14 protein-coding genes and 2 pseudogenes are annotated in these 18974 nt (G+C 68.6%); 12 read left to right on the top strand and 4 right to left on the bottom strand.

What is annotated here, in order from left to right; translation table 11 throughout:
- Positions 1-17: 17 nt before the first annotated feature.
- Positions 18-2159, bottom strand: coding sequence for a sensor histidine kinase (locus MSPGM_RS10225; RefSeq protein ID WP_003598613.1), 2142 nt, complete (start codon positions 2157-2159; stop codon positions 18-20).
- Positions 2160-2258: 99 nt separating this feature from the next.
- Positions 2259-2573, bottom strand: coding sequence for a SelT/SelW/SelH family protein (locus tag MSPGM_RS10220; protein ID WP_003598612.1), 315 nt, complete (start codon positions 2571-2573; stop codon positions 2259-2261).
- A gap of 244 nt (positions 2574-2817) precedes the next feature.
- Here MSPGM_RS10220 and MSPGM_RS10215 point away from each other — a divergent pair, with 244 nt between their 5' ends.
- From MSPGM_RS10215 to MSPGM_RS10185, 7 genes and pseudogenes are all read left to right on the top strand, one after another.
- Positions 2818-3453 carry a LemA family protein gene (locus MSPGM_RS10215; protein ID WP_003598611.1) on the top strand — a complete coding sequence of 212 codons (636 nt, stop codon included), beginning with the start codon at positions 2818-2820 and terminating at the stop codon, positions 3451-3453.
- Between the two features lie 19 nt (positions 3454-3472).
- Entirely contained in the window at positions 3473-4258 is a 786-nt protein-coding gene (locus MSPGM_RS10210; protein WP_012752728.1) for a TPM domain-containing protein, read from the top strand.
- Positions 4248-4874 (top strand): TPM domain-containing protein, encoded by a 627-nt coding sequence (locus MSPGM_RS10205; RefSeq protein ID WP_003598609.1) that lies wholly within the window; start codon positions 4248-4250, stop codon positions 4872-4874. The genes MSPGM_RS10210 and MSPGM_RS10205 overlap by 11 nt, the downstream gene beginning before the upstream one ends.
- A gap of 299 nt (positions 4875-5173) precedes the next feature.
- Positions 5174-7231 carry a carbon starvation CstA family protein gene (locus MSPGM_RS10200; RefSeq protein ID WP_003598607.1) on the top strand — a complete coding sequence of 686 codons (2058 nt, stop codon included), beginning with the start codon at positions 5174-5176 and terminating at the stop codon, positions 7229-7231.
- A gap of 7 nt (positions 7232-7238) precedes the next feature.
- Positions 7239-7472 carry a YbdD/YjiX family protein gene (locus MSPGM_RS10195; RefSeq protein WP_003598605.1) on the top strand — a complete coding sequence of 78 codons (234 nt, stop codon included), beginning with the start codon at positions 7239-7241 and terminating at the stop codon, positions 7470-7472.
- Between the two features lie 388 nt (positions 7473-7860).
- Entirely contained in the window at positions 7861-9150 is a 1290-nt protein-coding gene (locus tag MSPGM_RS10190) for a YjgN family protein (RefSeq protein ID WP_003598604.1), read from the top strand.
- Positions 9151-9157: 7 nt separating this feature from the next.
- Positions 9158-10293, top strand: a pseudogene (locus tag MSPGM_RS10185) (M48 family metallopeptidase).
- Positions 10294-10389: 96 nt separating this feature from the next.
- Here the strand turns inward: MSPGM_RS10185 and MSPGM_RS10180 are convergent.
- Complete coding sequence (locus tag MSPGM_RS10180) at positions 10390-10770, bottom strand: hypothetical protein (RefSeq protein WP_261926361.1); 381 nt, start codon at positions 10768-10770, stop codon at positions 10390-10392.
- A gap of 284 nt (positions 10771-11054) precedes the next feature.
- Entirely contained in the window at positions 11055-11477 is a 423-nt protein-coding gene (gene ndk / locus MSPGM_RS10175; RefSeq protein ID WP_003598598.1) for a nucleoside-diphosphate kinase, read from the bottom strand.
- A gap of 377 nt (positions 11478-11854) precedes the next feature.
- Here ndk and MSPGM_RS10170 point away from each other — a divergent pair, with 377 nt between their 5' ends.
- The 5 genes and pseudogenes from MSPGM_RS10170 to eda all read left to right on the top strand — a co-directional run bounded on the left by MSPGM_RS10170 (position 11855) and on the right by eda (position 18952).
- On the top strand, positions 11855-12367 hold the full coding sequence (locus tag MSPGM_RS10170; protein ID WP_012752724.1) for a DUF2147 domain-containing protein: 513 nt from the start codon (positions 11855-11857) through the stop codon (positions 12365-12367).
- A 418-nt stretch (positions 12368-12785) separates the two neighbouring features.
- Positions 12786-14833 (top strand): annotated as a pseudogene (locus MSPGM_RS10165) (carbohydrate porin).
- A gap of 259 nt (positions 14834-15092) precedes the next feature.
- Positions 15093-16100: an Hsp33 family molecular chaperone gene (locus tag MSPGM_RS10160; RefSeq protein WP_003598592.1), complete on the top strand. Its 1008-nt coding sequence runs from the start codon at positions 15093-15095 to the stop codon at positions 16098-16100.
- Positions 16101-16449: 349 nt separating this feature from the next.
- Positions 16450-18279 (top strand): phosphogluconate dehydratase, encoded by a 1830-nt coding sequence (gene edd, locus MSPGM_RS10155; protein ID WP_003598590.1) that lies wholly within the window; start codon positions 16450-16452, stop codon positions 18277-18279.
- A gap of 52 nt (positions 18280-18331) precedes the next feature.
- Entirely contained in the window at positions 18332-18952 is a 621-nt protein-coding gene (gene eda / locus MSPGM_RS10150) for a bifunctional 4-hydroxy-2-oxoglutarate aldolase/2-dehydro-3-deoxy-phosphogluconate aldolase (protein ID WP_003598589.1), read from the top strand.
- The last annotated feature ends 22 nt before the right edge of the window (positions 18953-18974 follow it).

Genomic DNA, 18974 nt, shown 5'->3' with positions numbered 1-18974 from the left:
CGCCCGGAGAACGACCCTTACCCCGCCAGCGGCAGCGGCTTCGTTGCAGCGAGTTGCGTGCCGCCCTTGCGCTCCAGCAAACCCGGCGGCGGCACCGGCGCGTCGATGGTGCAGACGACGCCGTCCGGCTCGTAGAGCAGCTCGACCTTGCCCGCGAGTTCACGGGCGAGGCTGCGCTCGATCAGGCGCGAGCCGAAGCCACGGCGGGTCGGAGGCGAGACCGGCGGGCCGCCGCTCTCGGTCCAGCGCAGGGATAGCGAGAGTTCGGGCCGGCGCTGCACGGTCCAGGTGATCGTCACCCGCCCGCCCTCCTTGGACAAAGCCCCGTACTTGACGGCGTTGGTGCCGAGTTCGTGCAGGGCCATGGCGATGGACAATGCCAGCCGCGGCGCGAGCCGCAGGCGCGGGCCCGATACGACGAAGCGCGATTCCTGCCCGTCCCCCGCCTCCAGCGGGCGGATCGCATCGCCCACCACGGTCTTCAGCTCGGCGCCCTCCCAGCTCTCGCGGGTCAGCACGTCGTGGGCGCGGGCGAGCGCCAGCAGCCGCGCCTCGAAGGCGGCGCGGGCCGCGAGCGCCTCTTCGCCGTCGAGCCCGCGCAGGGACTGCATGGCGATCGATTGGACGGTGGCCAGGGTATTCTTCACCCGGTGGTTCAGCTCGTTGATGAGCAGGCGCAGATGCTCCTCGGCCCGTTTGGCGTCGGTGACATCGACGCTGCACCCGGTGAAGCCGAGGAAGGTGCCGTGATCGTCGAGGCGCGGCACGCCCTCGCAGCGCAGCCAGCGGATCTCCCCGTTGCGATCGACGACCCGCATCTCGGCCCGGAACGGATGCCGGTGCTCGAACGCCTCTTGGAACGTCGCCTGGAAAGCCGGCAGGTCCGGCGGATGCACGATCGACTCCCAGCCGCCGCCGGCCATCTCCGCCGCCGGACGGCCGAACAAGTGGTCGAAATGCATATTGGCGAAGACCACCTCTGCGGTCTCGTCGGTCATCCAGATCAGTGCCGGGGCCGAATCGGCCATGTGGCGGAAGCGTGCCTCGCTCTCGCGCAAAGCCGCGAGGCCGCGCTGGGTCTCGGCGAGTGCCCGGTCGCGCTCCTCGCTGCGGGTGCGCAGCCGCAGCGAGGCTTCCGAGAGCACGTCGGCAAGGCGGCGGATCTCGTGGATCGGCGAGGCGATCCGCGGGATCGCCTGCCCCCGCGCGAGGGCCGGCCCCGTCGCCGCGAGTTGGCGCAGGGGCTTCGAGACCCGCGACCACAGATGGACGGCGAGCACCGAGGAGGTGGCGAGCACGAGAAGGCCGAAGCCGCCGAAGGCCCAGATCCAGCGCCGCAGCCGCGCCTCGACCAGTTCGCGCGGGATGCTCGCCCCCACGGTCCAGCCATTGAGCCGTGAGCGCGCCTCGACCACGGTGACAGGCTTGAAGTCGCGGTCGCGCCCCTCCCAGACGCCGGGGGTGCCCGTCGCCGTCTGGCGCAGGGTCGCGAGCCGGGGATTCCCGACCACACCGGGTATTTCCGGCAGGCGCGCGAGCACGACGCTGTCGCGATCCGAGACCCCCGTGACCCAACCCCGGATCTGCTCGCGGGCGAGGATGCCGGCGATGCGGCTCAGGGGCACCGAGAAGCTGAGGATGAAGGCAGGCGTCTCCTCGATCCGCACCGGCACCGCGACGGCGTAATGCGCTTGATCCGGCATGGCCCCGGCGAGATAGCCGGTGACCATGGAGCGCTGCCCGCTCTCGATGAGTTCGCGGTCGATCGGCAGGGTCGTCACCGGCAGGGGGGCGCCCGGCTTCAGGGCGGTGTTGACGATCTGCTGGCCGTCCGGCCGGCGCAGAACGAGATCGAGGCCGACCGCCTCGCGCACGAGGCGCGCCTGATTCTCGAAAATCGCGAACTCGCTGTCCTTGAGCCGCGGCGAGGTGGCGAGCGTCTGCAGCACCGAGACGAGCCCGGCGGTGTCGCGGTCGATCGAGAGCGCGACCCCACGCACGTTCTCTCGTGCATCCTGCTCGAAGCGGGCGCGTTCGGTGGCGGCGTAGCGGGTCAGCAGGATCGCGGTGAAGATCAGGCCGGGGCCGATCAGCGCGATCACGAGCATGATCAGGTAGAACTGCGTGGAGAAGCCACGCTGGCCGAGCCGGGAGAGCATGCGTCGGATCAAGGCGTCCCGCGGCGTTGCGCTGAAGGGTTTGAGGATGGCGCCCGCGCATCATGCCCCAGCGCGGGTATACGTGCCAACTGCCCCGCCTCAGCCCTCCCGCCCGGCCCGATCGACATGCCCGAGATCCCGCCCCGGATCGAGCCGGTCCCGGACCCGTTGCTTGAGCACCTTCACATCGGGAAAGCCGCCATCGCGCACCCGCTCCCAGATGACCTCCGCATCCAACTCGATCACGAACACCCCGCCCGTACCGGGCCGCAGGGCGACCTCGCCGAGATCGTCGCGGAAGGTGGAGAGAAGCTCCTGCGCCATCCACGCCGCACGCAGGAGCCACTGGCACTGAGTGCAGTAGGTGATGGTGATGCGAGGGCGGGTGGATGCCGGGCCGGATGCGTTGCTCATCGAGGGAATGGCGCTTTCACGACAGGCGGACGCTGCCGATGCCGTTCATATCCTGCCGGACCTTGATCGATCCACCACCACGACCATCCGGTCACGCGCTCCAGGGCGCTCGAAGGACGAAGGAAATGGCATCCGGTCGAGGTGCCGAGACGATTGCCCGGATCCCGGCCCTTCCCGCAGCGGCCGGCCTTCCCTATCTCCGACGCAAGCTTTGCCGCCAAGCTCGTCCCGGAGATCGCCCGTCATGTCCCTCTCCCTCAGCCCCGCGGTCCCTGCCCGCACGTCCGTCCTCGGTCGGGTCGTCTCTGCGCTCGCGGCGCTCTGGCTGGCGACCTGCTTGGCGGGGTGCGGGGCGATCAACCGGGTGCCGAGCCTGGAGGAGCAGGCAAAGTCGTCCTGGAGCGAGGTGCAGAACCAGTACCAGCGCCGGGCCGACCTGATTCCGAACCTCGTCGAGACCGTGAAGGGCTATACCAAGCAGGAGCAGGAGACCCTGACGCGGGTGACGGAAGCCAGGGCCAAGGCGACGAGCATCCAGGTCGATGCCTCGACGGTCAGCGACCCGGAGAAGTTCAAGCAGTTCCAAGAGGCGCAGAACCAGCTTTCGGGAGCGCTCGGACGGTTGCTCGCCTCGGTCGAGGCCTATCCGGATCTCAAGTCCAACCAGAACTTCCTCGCCCTCCAGTCGCAACTTGAGGGGACGGAGAACCGGATCGCCGTGGCGCGGCGCGACTATATTCAGGCGGTCCAGGCCTACAACACCGAGATCCGCACCATTCCCGGCCGGTGGGTCGCCTCGTGGTTCTACCCGGAGGCGAAGCCGATGGAGACCTTCACCTCGACGCCGGGTGCAGAGCGCGCGCCGAACGTGAAGTTCTAGTTCGCCCTGCCAACCGGTGATGACGCGCCCCGATCGGACCGCTCGGCACCCCGCATTCGGCCCGTTGCCGGCGCTGTGGCTCGCGCTGTTGATTGTCGCCAGCCTCATAGGTCTCGCCCAAGCGGCCGAGCCCGACTTCCCCAAGCTCACGGGCCGGGTGGTGGATGCGGCCGGCATCCTCTCGCAGGAGACGCGGGCGCGGATCGACGGCAAGATCAAGGCCCACGAGGACAAGACGGGCGATCAACTCGTGGTCGCCACCGTGCCGAGCCTTCAGGACCGCACGGTCGAGGATTATGCCAACCGCCTCGCCCGCGCCTGGGGCATCGGCCAGAAGAAGACCAACAACGGCGTTCTGCTGCTGGTGGCTCCGAAAGAGCGCAAGGTCCGCATCGAGGTCGGGTACGGGCTCGAAGGCGCGCTCACCGATGCGCTGTCGAAGACGATCATCACGACGGCGATCACGCCCCGTTTCCGCCAGGGCGACTTTTCCGGGGGCGTGGAGGCGGGGGTCGACGCCATCCTTCCGATCCTCGCCGGCGATGCCGACGAGTGGCAGCGCCGCGCGCCGGTGCGGGAAGACACGGTCGATCCCGTCACGGTGATCTTCTGGATCGTCGTCATCATCGCCCTCGTCATCGTGCTGACGCGGATGAACGGCGGCGGACGACGCGGCCGGGGTGGCGGCTTCGTGGTGATCCCGGGGCCGTCCGGCGGCTGGAGCGGCGGCTTCTCCGATGGCGGTGGAGGATTCTCCGGCGGGGGCGGCTCGTTCGGCGGCGGGGGAGCGTCCGGTGACTGGTAGCGTGAGCATCCTCGATCCTGCCGCGCGGGAGCGGATCGCCGCAGCGATCGGGCGGGCAGAGACCGGAACGTCGGGCGAGATCGTAGTGCTGGTCTCCGCCAGCGCCGGACTCTATCGCTCCCCCGGCCTCGCCTTGGCCCTTGCGGTCGCCCTGGCCCTGCCCTGGCCCCTGATCCTGCTCACCGAGCTCGGTGCGGGCGAGATCGCGCTCGCTCAGGCGGCAACGGTGCTCGTTACGCTGCTGCTGACCCTGAACGAGCGTCTCCGGATCACCCTCACCCCGCGGCGCTGGCAGCGCGAGCGCGCCCACGCCGCCGCCCGCCGCGAGTTCTTCGCACACGGTCTCACCGGAACGCGGGGACGCACCGGCGTGCTGGTCTACGTCGCCCTCGCCGAGCGCTACGCCGAGATCGTTGCCGACAAGGGTGTGCGGGCCCGCGTGGAGGATGCGCAGTGGCGCGCCATCGTCTCGGAGCTGCTTGGTGCAGCCGGACGCGGAGCCCTTGGCGAGGGGCTCGTCTCGGCAGTGGAGCAGGTCGGCGCCGTGCTGAAGGCGGAGCTGCCGGGCAGCCACGGCGACAACCAACTTCCCAACCGCGTCATCGTCCTCGACTGAGACGTTCGAAGGCGCTCCACGCGGCCGATCCGCTTCGGATCGAACGAAGCCGCGCTCCAAATCGTCGGCACCACTCGGGCGCCCATTTCCCCGGTTGCCCTTCGCACGGGCGTTGATGACACCGTGGCGCACTCATCCCAAGGTTCGGGTAACGCGGGATGGAAGATGTCACCGCGGGTGCCGAGGGAACCTGCACCTGTGTGCTCACCGCAACTGGTATCGCAGGAAAAATTGCGCCAAACAGATCGGTGAAAGGCCGCCTGCATCAAGAATGCGGCCAATGACGGAGTGAGGCGTCGATGGGCGCAATACAGAAGCATGGGCCCTGGGCCCTGGTCGGGGCATTGGGCGCTGCGTCGCTGGCGGTGGTCGCCACGCAGCGGGGCGAATCGATCAACGCCCTATGGGTCGTGGTCGCGGCGGTCTGCGTCTACCTGATCGCCTATCGCTACTATTCCCTTTTCATCGCCGACAAGGTGATGCGTCTCGATCCGAAGCGCGAGACCCCGGCCCACCGACACAACGACGGCCTCGACTACGTTCCCACCAACAAATCGGTCCTGTTCGGCCACCACTTCGCGGCCATCGCCGGTGCCGGACCGTTGGTCGGCCCGGTGCTCGCGGCTCAGATGGGCTACCTGCCCGGCATGCTCTGGATCCTCGCCGGCGTCGTGCTCGCGGGCGCGGTGCAGGATTTCATGATCCTGTTCATCTCGATGCGCCGCGATGGACGCTCGCTGGGTGAGCTGATCCGGGCCGAGCTCGGGGTGATCCCCGGCGTGATCGCCCTGTTCGGCACCTTCATGATCATGGTCATTCTGCTCGCCGTGCTGGCGATGATCGTGGTGAAGGCACTGGCCGAGAGCCCCTGGGGCACCTTCACCGTCGGCGCGACGATCCCGATCGCGATCCTGATGGGCCTCTACGCGCGCTACATCCGGCCGGGTAAGATCGGCGAGGTGTCGATCATCGGCTTCGTCCTGCTCATGGCCGCGATCGTCGGCGGCGGCCAGATCAACGAACACCCCACCTGGGGCCCCGCCTTCACTTTCACCGGCACCCAGCTCACGTGGATGTTGATCGGCTACGGCTTCGTCGCCGCGATCCTGCCGGTGTGGCTGCTGCTCGCCCCGCGCGACTACCTGTCGACCTTCCTCAAGATCGGCACCATCATCGGCCTCGCGCTCGGCATCGTCGTCGTCGCCCCGCACATGCAGATGCCCGCCACGACGAAGTTCATCGATGGCACCGGCCCGGTCTGGGCGGGCTCGCTGTTTCCGTTCCTGTTCATCACCATCGCCTGCGGCGCCGTCTCGGGCTTCCACGCGCTGATCTCGTCGGGCACGACCCCGAAGCTCGTCAACAACGAGATGGACACCCGCTTCATCGGCTACGGCGGCATGCTGATGGAAAGCTTCGTGGCGATCATGGCGCTGGTGGCTGCCAGCGTGATCGACCCGGGCATCTACTTCACCATGAACTCTCCGGGCGCCCTGCTCGGCAGCACGCCGGAAACCGCCGCCGCCGCGGTGACGGCGCTCGGCTTCCCGATCGGTCCGGACGTCATCGCCCAGACCGCCAAGGATGTCGGCGAGCACTCGATCATCTCGCGCGTCGGCGGCGCGCCGACCCTCGCGGTCGGCATGGCGCACATCATCTCCTCGGCCATCGGCGGCAAGGCGATGATGGCCTTCTGGTATCACTTCGCGATCCTGTTCGAGGCCCTGTTCATCCTGACCGCGGTGGATGCGGGCACGCGCGCCGGCCGCTTCATGCTGCAGGATCTGCTCGGCCTGCTCTCGCCGCGCTTCAAGGACACCTCGGCCTGGGGGCCGAGCGTGGTCGCCACCGCCCTGTGCGTCAGCGCCTGGGGCTACTTCCTCTACCAGGGTGTCACCGATCCGCTCGGCGGCATCTACACCCTGTGGCCGCTGTTCGGCATCTCGAACCAGATGCTGGCCGCCGTCGCGCTGACGCTGGCAACCGTCGTGATCTTCAAGATGAAGCGCGAGCGCTATGCCTTCGTCACGATCATCCCGACCGTCTGGCTGTGCATCTGCACCCTGACCGCCGGCTGGCAGAAGATCTTCTCGCCCGACCCGAAGATCGGCTTCCTCTCGCACGCCGACCGCTTCTCGGCGGCGATCGCGGAAGGCAAGGTGCTCGGCCCGGCCAAGAGCATGGCGGACATGCACAAGATCGTCTTCAACGACCGCATCGACGCGGCTCTGGCCGTATTCTTCGTCGGCCTCGTCGTGGCGATCGCGGTGTTCGGCGTCATGGCCTGCGTCAAGGCCTACCGTGCCGATCGCTGGACGGCGCTGGAAGCCGATCCCCGTCTCGCCCCGGCGGAGTGAGGCCGTCATGACCGGAACCGCAACGTCGATGCAGAGCTTTCGCGAACGCCTTCAGGCCTTCAACAAGTGCGTTTGCGACGGCGCGCGGCTGATGGTGGGTCAGGGTGATTACGGGACTTACGTCGCCCATATCGCCAAGACGCATCCCGATCAGGCGCCGATGACCGAGCGGGAGTTTTTCCGCAACCGCGAGAACGCTCGCTTCGGCGTCGGCAATAGCTCGGGGTTCCGCTGCTGCTGAAGCGCCAACTTGCCTCTTGGAGGGGCGGTTCGTCCTTCCGGAAGCGACATCGTGTGAAAACGCCGGGCTCCGTGATCGGGCCCGGCGTTTTCTTTTGGCGGTCCGTTCAGCGGGCTGCCCATTCACCGGCATGATGCGCGCGACGTCGCCGCGAGGTGGGGGAACCGGAGCAGAGCGAAGGCGCCTGCCCTCGGCGGGACGATCCCTCTCTGAGACAGGGTCACGACGCGGTTTTCACGTGAAATTAACCATGAAAACTCGGCGAAGCCCGCTCCGTGCACCGGCTTTCCATTGATCGATCGTTCCTAAAGCAGCGATTGCGACCCTCGGCCGTTGCAATGCAACCAGCGCGGCTTCTAGTCTCCCGGCAACGAGGGGGACTGCGACGATGGATCAATTGGCAGGCGTGCCGAGCCCGGCTGGGGCGCGGACGGGGGAGGTTGCGTTCGACCGGAAGGCGCCGGGGCTAACGGGCATCGTCGTCAAAGGCTTCTTGCTCTCGCTGATCACCTTCTCGATCTACCGGTTTTGGTACATCACCAATCTGCGGCGATACTTCTGGAGTCGCACCGTCGTCGCCGGCAGCCCGGCCGAGTATCTCGGCAACGGCAAGGAGCTGTTCCTCGGCTTCCTCGTGGCGCTCGCCATCTTGGTGCCGATCTACATCGTCCTGTTCGTGATCGGTCTCCTGAGCCCAGTGCTGGCGGCCCTGGCCGCGCCGATCTCCTTCATCGGCCTGTTCGTGCTTGGGCAATACGCGCTGTTCCGCGGCCGGCGCTACCGCGCCTCGCGCACGCGCTGGCGCGGCATCCGCCTCGGCCAGGACGGCTCGGGCTTCGCTTATGCCGGGCTTGCAAGTCTGTGGTGGCTCGCGACCTTCGCCAGCCTCGGCCTGGCCTTTCCCTTCATGCGCGCGGCGCTGGAGCGCTACCGCATCGACCACACGCTGATCGGCCAGAGCCGGATGCGCTCGACCGCTACCGGCCGCTCGATCCTGATGCCATGGATGATATTCTACATCGTTGCGCTGCTGCCGATTCTGCTGAGCGTCGCGGCGCTGCTAGCGGCGACCGGATTCGACATCCCGAGCGATCTGCTGATCCAGGATCCGGCGAGTGAGAACAGCAAGTTCATCTTCAACCCCGCCTACGAGGACTCGCCGCTTGTGTCCTACGCCAGCGCCGTCGGGATCGCCGCCAGCGTGTCGATCCCGCTGGCGCTGCTGCTGATCCCCTACTATCGGGCTCGCGAGACCCGTGCCTTCTTCAATGCCGCCTCCCTCGGCGAGGCGAGGCTGGCCTCCTCGCTGAAGGCGCGTCAGTTCTACTTCCCCTATCTCGTCTACATGCTGGCGGTGATCGGCTTCATCATCGTCCTCGGCATCATCGCCGCTCTTCTCCTGCCCCTGATCGCCACGGACGGCGAGAATGCGGGCATCCAGGCCTTCGTCATCGCCTCGAGCGTGCTGCTCTATCTCGGGGCCATCCTCGGCACGAACGTGCTCTATGTCCGCATCATCACCGTGCGCCTGTGGCACGCGGTGGCGACCACGATGCAGATCGAGAACCTACCGGCGCTGGAGGCGGTGCTGGCCTCGACACGCGCTCCGGCCAGCGGCCTCAACGAAGGGCTGGCCGACGCACTCGATGTCGGCGGTGCTCTCGAGATCGGGTTCTAGCCCGCCGATGGAGGCGATCACCACGACCGGCACGTTCTTCGACGGCCTCAGCGCCCGGCCCCGGCCGGTGACGCTGAGGCTGACGTTCCAGCTCGAAGTCTCCGGCGAGGATGTGTCCCGCGACTGGAGCCTGCTCGACCTGCGCGCCGCCAACGCCGCCCCGCCCCTCATGCGGATCAATCACGCGCAGGGATCGGAGAGCATCGAGTTCTCCGACGCCGCGTTCGCGGAAGCTCTCAAAGCGCGATGTCCCGACCTGAACCGGACCGAGAGCGGAGGCGGCCTCACCCGCCTCGTGCTCTGGTCGATTGCGGCAGGCGTCTCCGTGCTGCTGACGGCCGTCTACGGTGTGCCGGCGGCCTCGAACCTGCTCGCCCCTTGGTCCCGCAGGCGATCGAAGCGCAACTCGGGCGCAGCGTCGATGCCCAGATCGTCGGCCTGCTCGACGACCCGCCGCTCTGCAACGATCCGGGAGGGCGGGCGGTGCTCGATCGGCTGACGGCGCGGCTTGCCGAGAGCATGGCGCTTCCGACGACGCCGCAGGTCAGCGTGCGCCAACACAAGGTCGCCAACGCGCTTGCCCTGCCGGGCGGCCGGGTGATCCTGCTCTCCGACATCCTCGCCAAGGCCAAAAGCGGCGATGAGCTGGCCGGCATCCTCGCGCACGAGTTCGGCCATATCGCCGCCCGCGATCCGATGCGCTCGGTGATCACGGCCGGCGGCACCTCGTTCCTGCTGAGCCTCGTGCTCGGCGATCTCACCGGCTCGACGGTGCTGGTGACGATCGGGCAGGCGGCGATTTCGGCGGGCTACTCACGCGATGCGGAGCGGACGGCGGACGCCTACGCGGTGGCGGCGGTGAAGCGGGCAGGCGGGGACGCGGCCGCACTCGCCGCGATCCTGGAGCGCATCACCGATGCGGACGACGAGAAGCCGGACGCGACCTCGTTCCTGCGCTCCCATCCGGTCACGGCGGAGCGGGCCGCGCGGATCCGGTCGCTGGCGGGGGAGAAGCCGGCCGGCCCCGGCATCCTGTCCGAGGCCGAGTGGCAAAGCCTCCAGGGCATCTGCCCGAAGCCGGCCAAGCCGGAAAAGACCAAGCCGGACGACAAGGACACCAAGCCGCCGACCGAGAAGCTGTAGATTCCGGCCCTGAAAGGCCGAGATCTTGTCAGAGGTGCAGGTTCGACCCCTGCACCTTTCTTAGGGACGGCGTTCAGCGCCGCCCCCTTCATCGCATCAGACCGGACGCGGCAGCTTGCAGCTATCGAGCGCGTTCAACGCCTTGGCGCGGGCGCTGTCGTTGAAGTAGCCGGTGGTGCGGTAGGAGGCGATCTCGTCCTTGTCGAGGGTGGAGAGGGTGCGCTCGGCATAGCAGCCGCACGGCGCCGCGAGCGCGTCCTCAGGGACCTTCTGGAACCGAGCCTGGGTGACGGTGCAGGCGTGGCGCACGCGGCTGGTCAGGTTGGTCTTCGTCGCCGTCTTCAGCGTCGGATCGGGCACGTAGCCTTCGAGCGAGGTGTACTGCGTCGAGCGGCCGGCGGAGTTGCAGGCGGCGAGCAGGGACACGAGGCCGGCCGCGACAAGCAGGCGGCCGGTGCGCGAAAACGTGAGGCGCATGGGAGCGAAAATCCGAGAGAGACGGGAAATCGTCGATCGATTCCGTTCTTCGGGCCGCCCGCCCCGCGCCGCTAGGGCAGGAGAGTCACACTCGGCCGGATTGCGCCCCGGACGTCAGCCCCGCGCAAGCGCGAGCGCGTTTCTCGCCGGCCCCGTATGCGGAGCCGGCGAGGGCCACGTCTTAGAGCGCTTTCCGACGAAGTGGACGCCGGTTCGGCGAAAGAAAGCGCGTTCAAACAAAGACCGAGAGACGCCGGCCTGATGCAATCAGGCCGGAGACGGCTCTAGGCAGCGATGTCGGCGTCGTTGAAGAACTGCGCGATCTCGAGCCGGGCGTTGTCCGCGCTGTCGGAGCCGTGAACGGTGTTCTCACCGACCGACTCGGCGAACTGCTTGCGGATCGTGCCGTCGGCGGCCTGGGCCGGGTTCGTGGCGCCCATGACTTCACGGTACTTGGCGACGGCGTTCTCGCCCTCGAGCACCTGCACGACCACGGGGCCCGAGGTCATGAACTCGACCAGCTCACCGAAGAATGGGCGCTCCTTGTGCACCTCGTAGAACTTCTCGGCCTGCTCGCGGGTCATGCGGATGCGGCGCTGGCCGACGATGCGCAGGCCGGCGGCCTCGATCACGGCGTTGACCGCGCCGGTGATGTTGCGGCGCGTCGCGTCGGGCTTGAGGATGGAGAAGGTGCGCTCGTTGGCCATGGTCCGGTCCGGTTCGTTGGAGAAGAAAGGGGTCGCGCGACGCGCTGAAGGAGGGCAGGCTCGAAAGCCGCCCGAGAGATCGACCGTCCTGACAGTCGACGGCCTGGTTGGCGCCCGGCGCGCCGGGCTTATAGCGGTGGACCGGTAGGCCCTCAACCACCGTCAAGCGGCGGACAGACCGTGGATGCCCGAGCGAACGGAATCACGGCCAGCTCGGCCTTTTTCGGCCCCGCCATGGCTTTAGCGCAACACCGCCGAAAAATCGCCGGATTGCGACCGCTCAATGGGTGGACGGTTCGCCTGCCCCCGCTCGCTGCCGGGGTGATCCCTTCTCCGCAAGCCACAGCCCGTTTCGGGCCCAGCCTCAGGAGCCATTCATGCGTATCGCTCTCGGTCTCGCCGCCCTCCTGGCCTCGAATGCCGCTTTTGCCGCCCCGAAAGACCTCTCCGGAACGTGGCTGACGGGGGACGGGCGCGCGAAAATCCGCATCGACCGCTGCGGGCCGAGCGGCGGCAATGCCTGCGGCAAGGTGGTCTGGCTGAAAGCTCCGACCGATGACGCCGGCGCGCCGCGCATCGACGTGAAGAATCCCGATCCGAAGAAGCGGGCCCGGCCGATCATCGGGCTCACGCTCCTCGAAAACCTCAAGCCTGAAGATGCGGGCTTTGCGGGCGAGATCTACAACGCCGACGAGGGCAAGATCTATCAGGTCAGCCTGGAGCGCGAGAGCGAGAGCGAACTGAGCGTGCAGGGCTGCATGCTCAAGGTGCTGTGCGGCTCGCAGACCTGGACCCGCGTGCCGGACGTGAACCAGCAGGCCGCCGCGACGCCTGCGAAGACCGCCGCGAAGCCGGCGCCGGCCAAGGTACCCGCCGCCCCGGCGGAGTGACGCCCGCCGAACGGTTTGGAAAAAGGGGCGCGTCTTTGCCGGCGCGCCCTGAAGTTCGACAAACCTGATGGGGATCAAGTCCGGTCAAGGTTAGCGCGCTGCCGCAAGTCAGCGCGCGCGGCCGCGGTCACCTATTTGTCATCCCGGAACGGTTTCAGAGCGATGCTCCCGGTTCGGCCCGGCCCGGCCTGACCGGTACAGCCGTCATCGTCCTGTCGGATGTTTCCGCTTCTCACGCACATCGTGGCGCCCGCGCAACCGTTCTGAAGCCTCGTGCTTCGGCGGGTCTCGGGTGCATTGCGGCGGCAACGGCATCTGCTAGGCCGCTCACGGGGTGGCGGCGGGGGCTGGCGCAGTGTTCAAGGCGCGCGCGAGGATAATCGCGAAACAGAGGGCGGTCTCGGCAGGGCTGGCCGTCATCCTCGGCGTTCACGCCGGCTCTGTCATAGCCGCGGACCTCGGCGAACGCGCACGGCCCCGCTTCATCGATTGGTCCGGCTTCTATGCCGGGGTGCAGGGCAGCGCGGGCGCTTCCTTCGGCAACTACGATCTCGGCCCGACCACGATCGGCCCGCGCCGCGTTCGGTCGATCTCGACGGGCGATGCCACCGGCAGCCGCGATCTCGGCGGCGATGCCACCACGGCAGTCGGCGGCGCCTTCGCCGGCTGGAATTGGCAGGACGGGGCGCTTGTCTACGGCATCGAGGCCGACCTCGTCGGAGCCAACCTCAAGCGCGGCGCGCGCTCCGATGCGATGGGCTTCGGCTACGAGGGGATCGATCCGCCCTTCGCCCTGATCCGCGAGAAGACGGACGTCTTCGGGCCGCCCGCGCCCGGCTCGGCTACGCCTTCGGCAACAACCTGATCTACGCGACCGCCGGTCTCACGGGCGCCAACGGCCGGGTGCTCGCCACCTATCCGGATCTGGCCGGCGGCCCGACGGTCACGGCCACGCGCAACGTCTCCTATCTCGGCTTCACGCTCGGCGCGGGCGTGCAGTTCGCGGTCGATCCGCATCTCTCGCTCGGAATCGACTACCGCTACAGCGACCTCGGCGAGAGCGGCCGCTTCGGCCTCGGCGCGCTGCCGGGCCTCGATGGGGGACCGGTGACAACCCGCACCAGCTTCGTCTCCAACAAGATGATGGCCCGGCTGATCTGGCACCCCCAGGCGCTGACGCTGGTGCCGGAGGAGGAAGACGAAACCCCGAAGGACGCTCGCTTCTCGCTGCACGGGCAGACCACTTTCGTGAACCAGGGCGTGACGGGATTCCGCGCGCCCTATCGCGGGCCGCAGAGCCTCGTCCCGGATCAGGCGCAGGCGACGACGACCGCGACGCTGTTCCTCGGCCTCAAGCTCTTCGAGGGCACGGAACTCTACTACAACCCGGAATTCAGCCAGGGCTTCGGCCTGTCGCGCACATTGGGCGTGGCCGGTTTCGTCAACGGCGAGGCGCAGAAGGCGGGTGCGCCGTTCCCGAAGCTGCGCTCGAATCGCTACTTCGTCCGCCAGACCTTTGGGCTCGGCGGCGAGACGGAAGCGGTGCCGGACGGGCCGAATTCCGTCGCCGGCACGCGCGACGTCGAGCGCATCACGGTCATCGCTGGCAAGTTCGCCCTCGGCGACTTCTTCGACGGCAACGCCTACGCCCACGACCCGCGGGTGGATTTCATGAACTGGGGCCTGTGGGCGGCCGCCGCCTGGGACTTCCCGGCGAACCTCCCCGGCTTCACGCAGGGTGTGATGGTCGAGTACAACCGCGCGGAATTCGCGATCCGCGCCGCCTACACGCAGGTGCCCAAGGAGCCGTCCTCCGATGTGCTCGACCCGCGGGTGTTCGAGCGGGCCGGCGCCGTGATCGAGTTCGAGGAGCGCCACACGCTGCCCGTACTCGACCAGCCGGGCCGCTTGCGCCTCGGCCTGTTCTCGAATGTCGGCAACACCGCCAACTTCCGGCAGGTCGTGGCGCTGACGCAGACCGGCGCCTTCGCCGACATCAACACGGCGGCCGCAGCGACTCGGGAACCCCGGCGCAAGAGCGGCGCCTACGTCAATCTCGAACAGGCCCTCACTGCCGATCTCGGCCTGTTCGCGCGGGCGAGCGTCAATGACGGGCGCAACGAGAACCTGAATTTCACCGATATCGACGGCTCGGTCTCGGGCGGCCTCTCGCTCAAGGGCGCGGCCTGGGGTCGGCCGCAGGACACGGTCGGCGTCGGCGCCGCCGCGAACCGGATCTCGAGCGCTCACCGCGCCTACTTCGCCAATGGCGGCCTCGGGCTCCTGATCGGCGACGGCCGCCTCGACAACTACGCGCCGGAGCGGGCGGTCGAGGTCTATTACGCGCTGAACCTGACGAAGGCCGTGACGATGACCTTCGACTACCAGCACATCGAGAACCCGGCCTATAACCGCGACCGGGGCCCGGCCGATTTCTTCGGAACGCGGCTGCACACGGATTTCTGAACCCGTTCGGCCAATACGGCTTCGTCCCGGATGGTTCGTGGAGGACGCCGGACGCGATGGCGGACGCTTCCGAAATGTTTGCGTGACGGCGCCGGCCGAGGGCATCATGCGCTGGTCTCGCGCCGGGGCACGGTGCCCCCCATATGAGGAGCGCCGAGGACGTGCGCCGGTTCACGCGCTTCCGCCGGTTCGGTGCGATGCCGCCGGACCGGCCGCCCTCCCGCTCCTCTTTTTCATCCAGCCCGGATACGGAGAGCCCATGAGCTCCGGACACGCCCCTTCTTTCACACCCTCGCTCGAAGGCGACGACGACGCCGTTCTGCCGTTCGCCGTCGAAGCGCTGGATCTGCGCGGCCGCGCGGTGCGGCTCGGGCCCTCGATCGACACCATCCTGCGCCGCCACGGCTATCCCGACGCGGTCGCCCGGCTGATGGGCGAGGCGGCGGCGCTCACCGTGCTGCTCGGTGCCTCCCTGAAGCTCGAAGGCCGCTTCCAGCTCCAGACCAAGACCGACGGACCGGTGAACATGCTGGTGGTCGATTTCGAGGCGCCCGACCGGGTGCGGGCCACCGCCCGCTTCGATGCGGAGCCGGTGGCCGCCCTCGGCCCGAAGGCGCGCGCCGCCGACCTGATGGGTCGCGGGCACCTGGCCATGACCATCGACCAGGGGCCATCCCAGAGCCGCTACCAGGGCGTCGTCGCGCTCGAGGGTCAAAGCCTCGAAGAGGCCGCGCACCAGTATTTCCGCCAATCCGAGCAAATCCCGACGCTGGTTCGCCTCGCGGTCGCTGAGCAGATGGAGGGCGGGGAGAGCCGCTGGCGAGCCGGCGGCCTGCTGGTGCAGTTCCTGCCGACCTCGCCCGACCGGATGCGGCAGGCCGACCTTCCGCCCGGCGACGCGCCGGAAGGCCACGAGATCCTCACCGGCGGCGCCCGCGACGACGATGCCTGGACCGAGGCGCGCAGCCTCGTGAACACGGTGGAGGACCACGAGATCGTCGATCCGGCGGTGTCGAGCGAGCGGTTGCTCTACCGCCTGTTCCACGAGCGCGGCGTGCGCGTATTCGATGCGCAGAGCGTGATCGAGCGCTGCCGCTGCTCGGAAGAGCGGGTGCTGGGGATGATCCGCTCGTTCTCGGCCGAGGAGCGCCGGGACATGGTCGCGGATGATGGCACCGTGTCCATCACCTGCGAGTTCTGCTCGCGCCGCTACGTGCTCGACCCGGCCGAGGTCGAGCGGGACATCGCGACCGCGCCGGGGGCGTGAAGCACCTTCTCGTCAACCTGCGTCCGGGATCGCGGCACAGACCCCGCGACCCTCGGGCCGGCGTCGTATGGATCGGCAGGTGACGGCCCGCCGATCCAGCGATCACCCGCCTTGCAGCCGATGAAGTGCCGGAGCGATCGCGATGGCAGACCCGCGCAAAGGCAGCGGCAGGGTCGTCCGGCGACGGCATACTCGACCCTTAGTCGCGCGAATCTGTCCATGGCTCCGGTTCAGGAAAGCGTTCTCACGGGCGTGATCCCGTTTGGAGTCTCTCCATGTTAAGGGGAGCGCAGGCCCCGTTCTTGCGGGCCTGTCCGTGCCGTCGACATCCGAACGAGGCGAACGAGCCATGCCGGAGCTTCATCCCGAGGTCGCCGCGGTCACCGAGCGCGTCATCGCGCGCTCCCGCGACAGCCGCCGCGCCTATCTCGACCTGATCGAACGCGAGCGCGAGGCGGGCGTGCATCGCCCGATGCTCGCCTGCGGCAACCTCGCCCACGGCTTCGCGGCATCCGGCGAGGACAAGCCGGCGATCATCGCCGGCCGCGCCATGAATATCGGCATCGTCACCGCCTACAACGACATGCTCTCGGCGCATCAGCCCTACGGGCGCTATCCCGAGCAGATCAAGCTGTTCGCCCGCGAAGTGGGTGCGACGGCCCAGGTGGCCGGCGGCACGCCCGCCATGTGCGATGGCGTCACCCAAGGCCAGCGCGGCATGGAGCTGTCGCTGTTCTCCCGCGATACCATCGCCCTCTCCACCGCGGTCGCGCTCAGCCACGGCATGTTCGAGGGCGCGGCGCTGCTGGGCATCTGCGACAAGATCGTGCCCGGCCTCATCATCGGCGCGCTCCGCTTCGGCCACCTGCCGATGATCCTGGTCCCGGCCGGTCCTATGCCCTCGGGGCTCGCCAACAAGGAGAAGCAGCGCATCCGGCAGCTCTATGCCGAGGGCAAGGTCGGCCGCGCGGAACTGCTGGAGAGCGAGTCCGCCTCCTATCACGGGGCCGGCACCTGCACCTTCTACGGCACCGCCAATTCCAACCAGATGATGATGGACGTGATGGGTCTGCACATGCCCGGCGCCTCCTTCATCAATCCGGGCACGCGGCTGCGGCAGGCGGTGACGCGCTCGGCAATCCACCGGCTCACCGAGATCGGCTGGAACGGCAACGATTACCGTCCGCTTGGGCGCTGCATCGATGAGCGGGCGATCGTCAACGCCATCGTCGGCCTGCTCGCCACCGGCGGCTCGACCAACCACGCGATCCACATCCCGGCCATGGCGCGCGCCGCCGGCATCATCGTCGATTGGGAGGATTTCGACCGGCTCTCCGGCGTGGTGCCGCTGATCGCGCGGGTCTACCCGAACGGCGCGGGCGACGTGAACCATTTCCACGCGGCCGGCGGCATGTCCTACGTCATCGCCTCGCTGATCGATGCCGGGCTCCTGCACGACGATCTCCTGACGGTGGCCGGCACGCGCCTGCGCGACCACGCCCGCGACCCGAAGCTTCTGGGCGAGGGCAACGACCTCACCTTCGAGGACGCGCCGGCCGAGCCGCTGGACGAGGCCATGCTGCGCCCCCCTTCCCGCCCGTTCCAGCCGGATGGCGGGATGCGGCTGGTGAAGGGCAATCTCGGCCGCGCCACCTTCAAGACCAGCGCGGTCGATCCCGAGCGGCGCACCATCGAAGCCCCGGCCCGCGTCTTCTCCGATCAGGACGAAGTCATCGCCGCCTTCAAGGCCGGTGAGTTGGAGCGCGACGTCGTCGTGGTCGTGCGCTTCCAGGGCCCGCGCGCCAACGGGATGCCGGAACTGCACAAGCTGACCCCGCCGCTGGGCGTGCTGCAGGATCGCGGCCACAAGGTCGCGCTCGTCACCGACGGGCGGATGTCGGGGGCCTCCGGCAAAGTGCCGGCGGCGATCCATGTCAGCCCCGAGGCGGTCGGCGGCGGCCCGATCAGCCGCATCCGAGACGGCGACATCGTCCGCCTCTCGGCCGAGCAGGGATTGCTCGAAGTGCTGGTCGATTCCGCCGAGTGGGACAGCCGCGAGGATGCGGTGCGGCCGCCGGACGGCCTCGGCACCGGCCGCGAGCTGTTCGCCTTCATGCGCCAGGGCGCCGACGACGCCGAGCGCGGCGGCTCGGCGATGCTGGCGGCGGCGGGCCTTTAGGGCATCGTCCCGATACGCGCGATCAGCCGAACCAACACCGGAGGAAACCCCGATGAGCACCATCGACGCGCTGATGCGCTCCGTTCCCGTCATCCCCGTGCTGGTGGTGGAGAATGCCGCCGACGCGGTGCCGATCGCCGAGGCGCTGGTCGGCGGCGGGCTCACCGCCCTCGAAGTCACGCTCCGCACCCCCGCGGCGCTCGATGTGATCCGGGCGATGTCGAGCGTCGAGGGCGCGGTGGTCGGCGCCGGAACGGTGCTGAACGCGCGCGATCTCGATGCCGCCATCGGCGCCGGCGCGAAGTTCATCGTCAGCCCCGGACTGACCGCGCCGCTGACGGAAGCGGCCCTCGCCTCGGGCGTTCCCTACCTGCCGGGCGTCGCGACCTCCGCCGACATCATGCGCGGCCTCGATCACGGGCTCGACCGCTTCAAGTTCTTCCCGGCGGAGGCCGCGGGCGGCCTGAAGGCGCTGAAGGCGCTCGCCGCGCCGTTCGGACAGGTGCGCTTCTGCCCCACCGGCGGCATCACCGAAGCGAGTGCCGGGGACTGGCTCGCCCATCCTGCCGTGCTCTGCGTCGGCGGAAGCTGGGTGGTCCCCGCAGGCAAACCCGACCCGACGGCGATCCGCCGGTTCGCCGAAGCCGCCGCGACGTTGCGGCCCGCGCGGTAGAGCGCCCAACGACGAAGGGGTG

This window comes from Methylorubrum sp. GM97 (genome assembly GCF_024347855.1).
GTDB classification, from domain to species: Bacteria; Pseudomonadota; Alphaproteobacteria; order Rhizobiales; family Beijerinckiaceae; genus Methylobacterium; species Methylobacterium extorquens.
The sequence above is the reverse complement of the archived record's forward strand: the minus strand, read 5'-3'. Positions and strand labels throughout refer to the sequence as shown.

Coding starts and splice junctions, on each gene's coding strand:
- MSPGM_RS10215 (WP_003598611.1), top strand. CDS start 2,818: ATGTCCCTCTCCCTCAGCCCCGCGGTCCCTGCCCGCACGTCCGTCCTC.
- MSPGM_RS10210 (WP_012752728.1), top strand. CDS start 3,473: ATGACGCGCCCCGATCGGACCGCTCGGCACCCCGCATTCGGCCCGTTG.
- MSPGM_RS10200 (WP_003598607.1), top strand. CDS start 5,174: ATGGGCGCAATACAGAAGCATGGGCCCTGGGCCCTGGTCGGGGCATTG.
- eda (WP_003598589.1), top strand. CDS start 18,332: ATGAGCACCATCGACGCGCTGATGCGCTCCGTTCCCGTCATCCCCGTG.
- MSPGM_RS10220 (WP_003598612.1), bottom strand. CDS start 2,573: ATGAGCAACGCATCCGGCCCGGCATCCACCCGCCCTCGCATCACCATC.
- edd (WP_003598590.1), top strand. CDS start 16,450: ATGCCGGAGCTTCATCCCGAGGTCGCCGCGGTCACCGAGCGCGTCATC.
- MSPGM_RS10160 (WP_003598592.1), top strand. CDS start 15,093: ATGAGCTCCGGACACGCCCCTTCTTTCACACCCTCGCTCGAAGGCGAC.
- MSPGM_RS10190 (WP_003598604.1), top strand. CDS start 7,861: ATGGATCAATTGGCAGGCGTGCCGAGCCCGGCTGGGGCGCGGACGGGG.
- MSPGM_RS10170 (WP_012752724.1), top strand. CDS start 11,855: ATGCGTATCGCTCTCGGTCTCGCCGCCCTCCTGGCCTCGAATGCCGCT.
- MSPGM_RS10225 (WP_003598613.1), bottom strand. CDS start 2,159: ATGCTCTCCCGGCTCGGCCAGCGTGGCTTCTCCACGCAGTTCTACCTG.
- ndk (WP_003598598.1), bottom strand. CDS start 11,477: ATGGCCAACGAGCGCACCTTCTCCATCCTCAAGCCCGACGCGACGCGC.
- MSPGM_RS10180 (WP_261926361.1), bottom strand. CDS start 10,770: ATGCGCCTCACGTTTTCGCGCACCGGCCGCCTGCTTGTCGCGGCCGGC.
- MSPGM_RS10195 (WP_003598605.1), top strand. CDS start 7,239: ATGACCGGAACCGCAACGTCGATGCAGAGCTTTCGCGAACGCCTTCAG.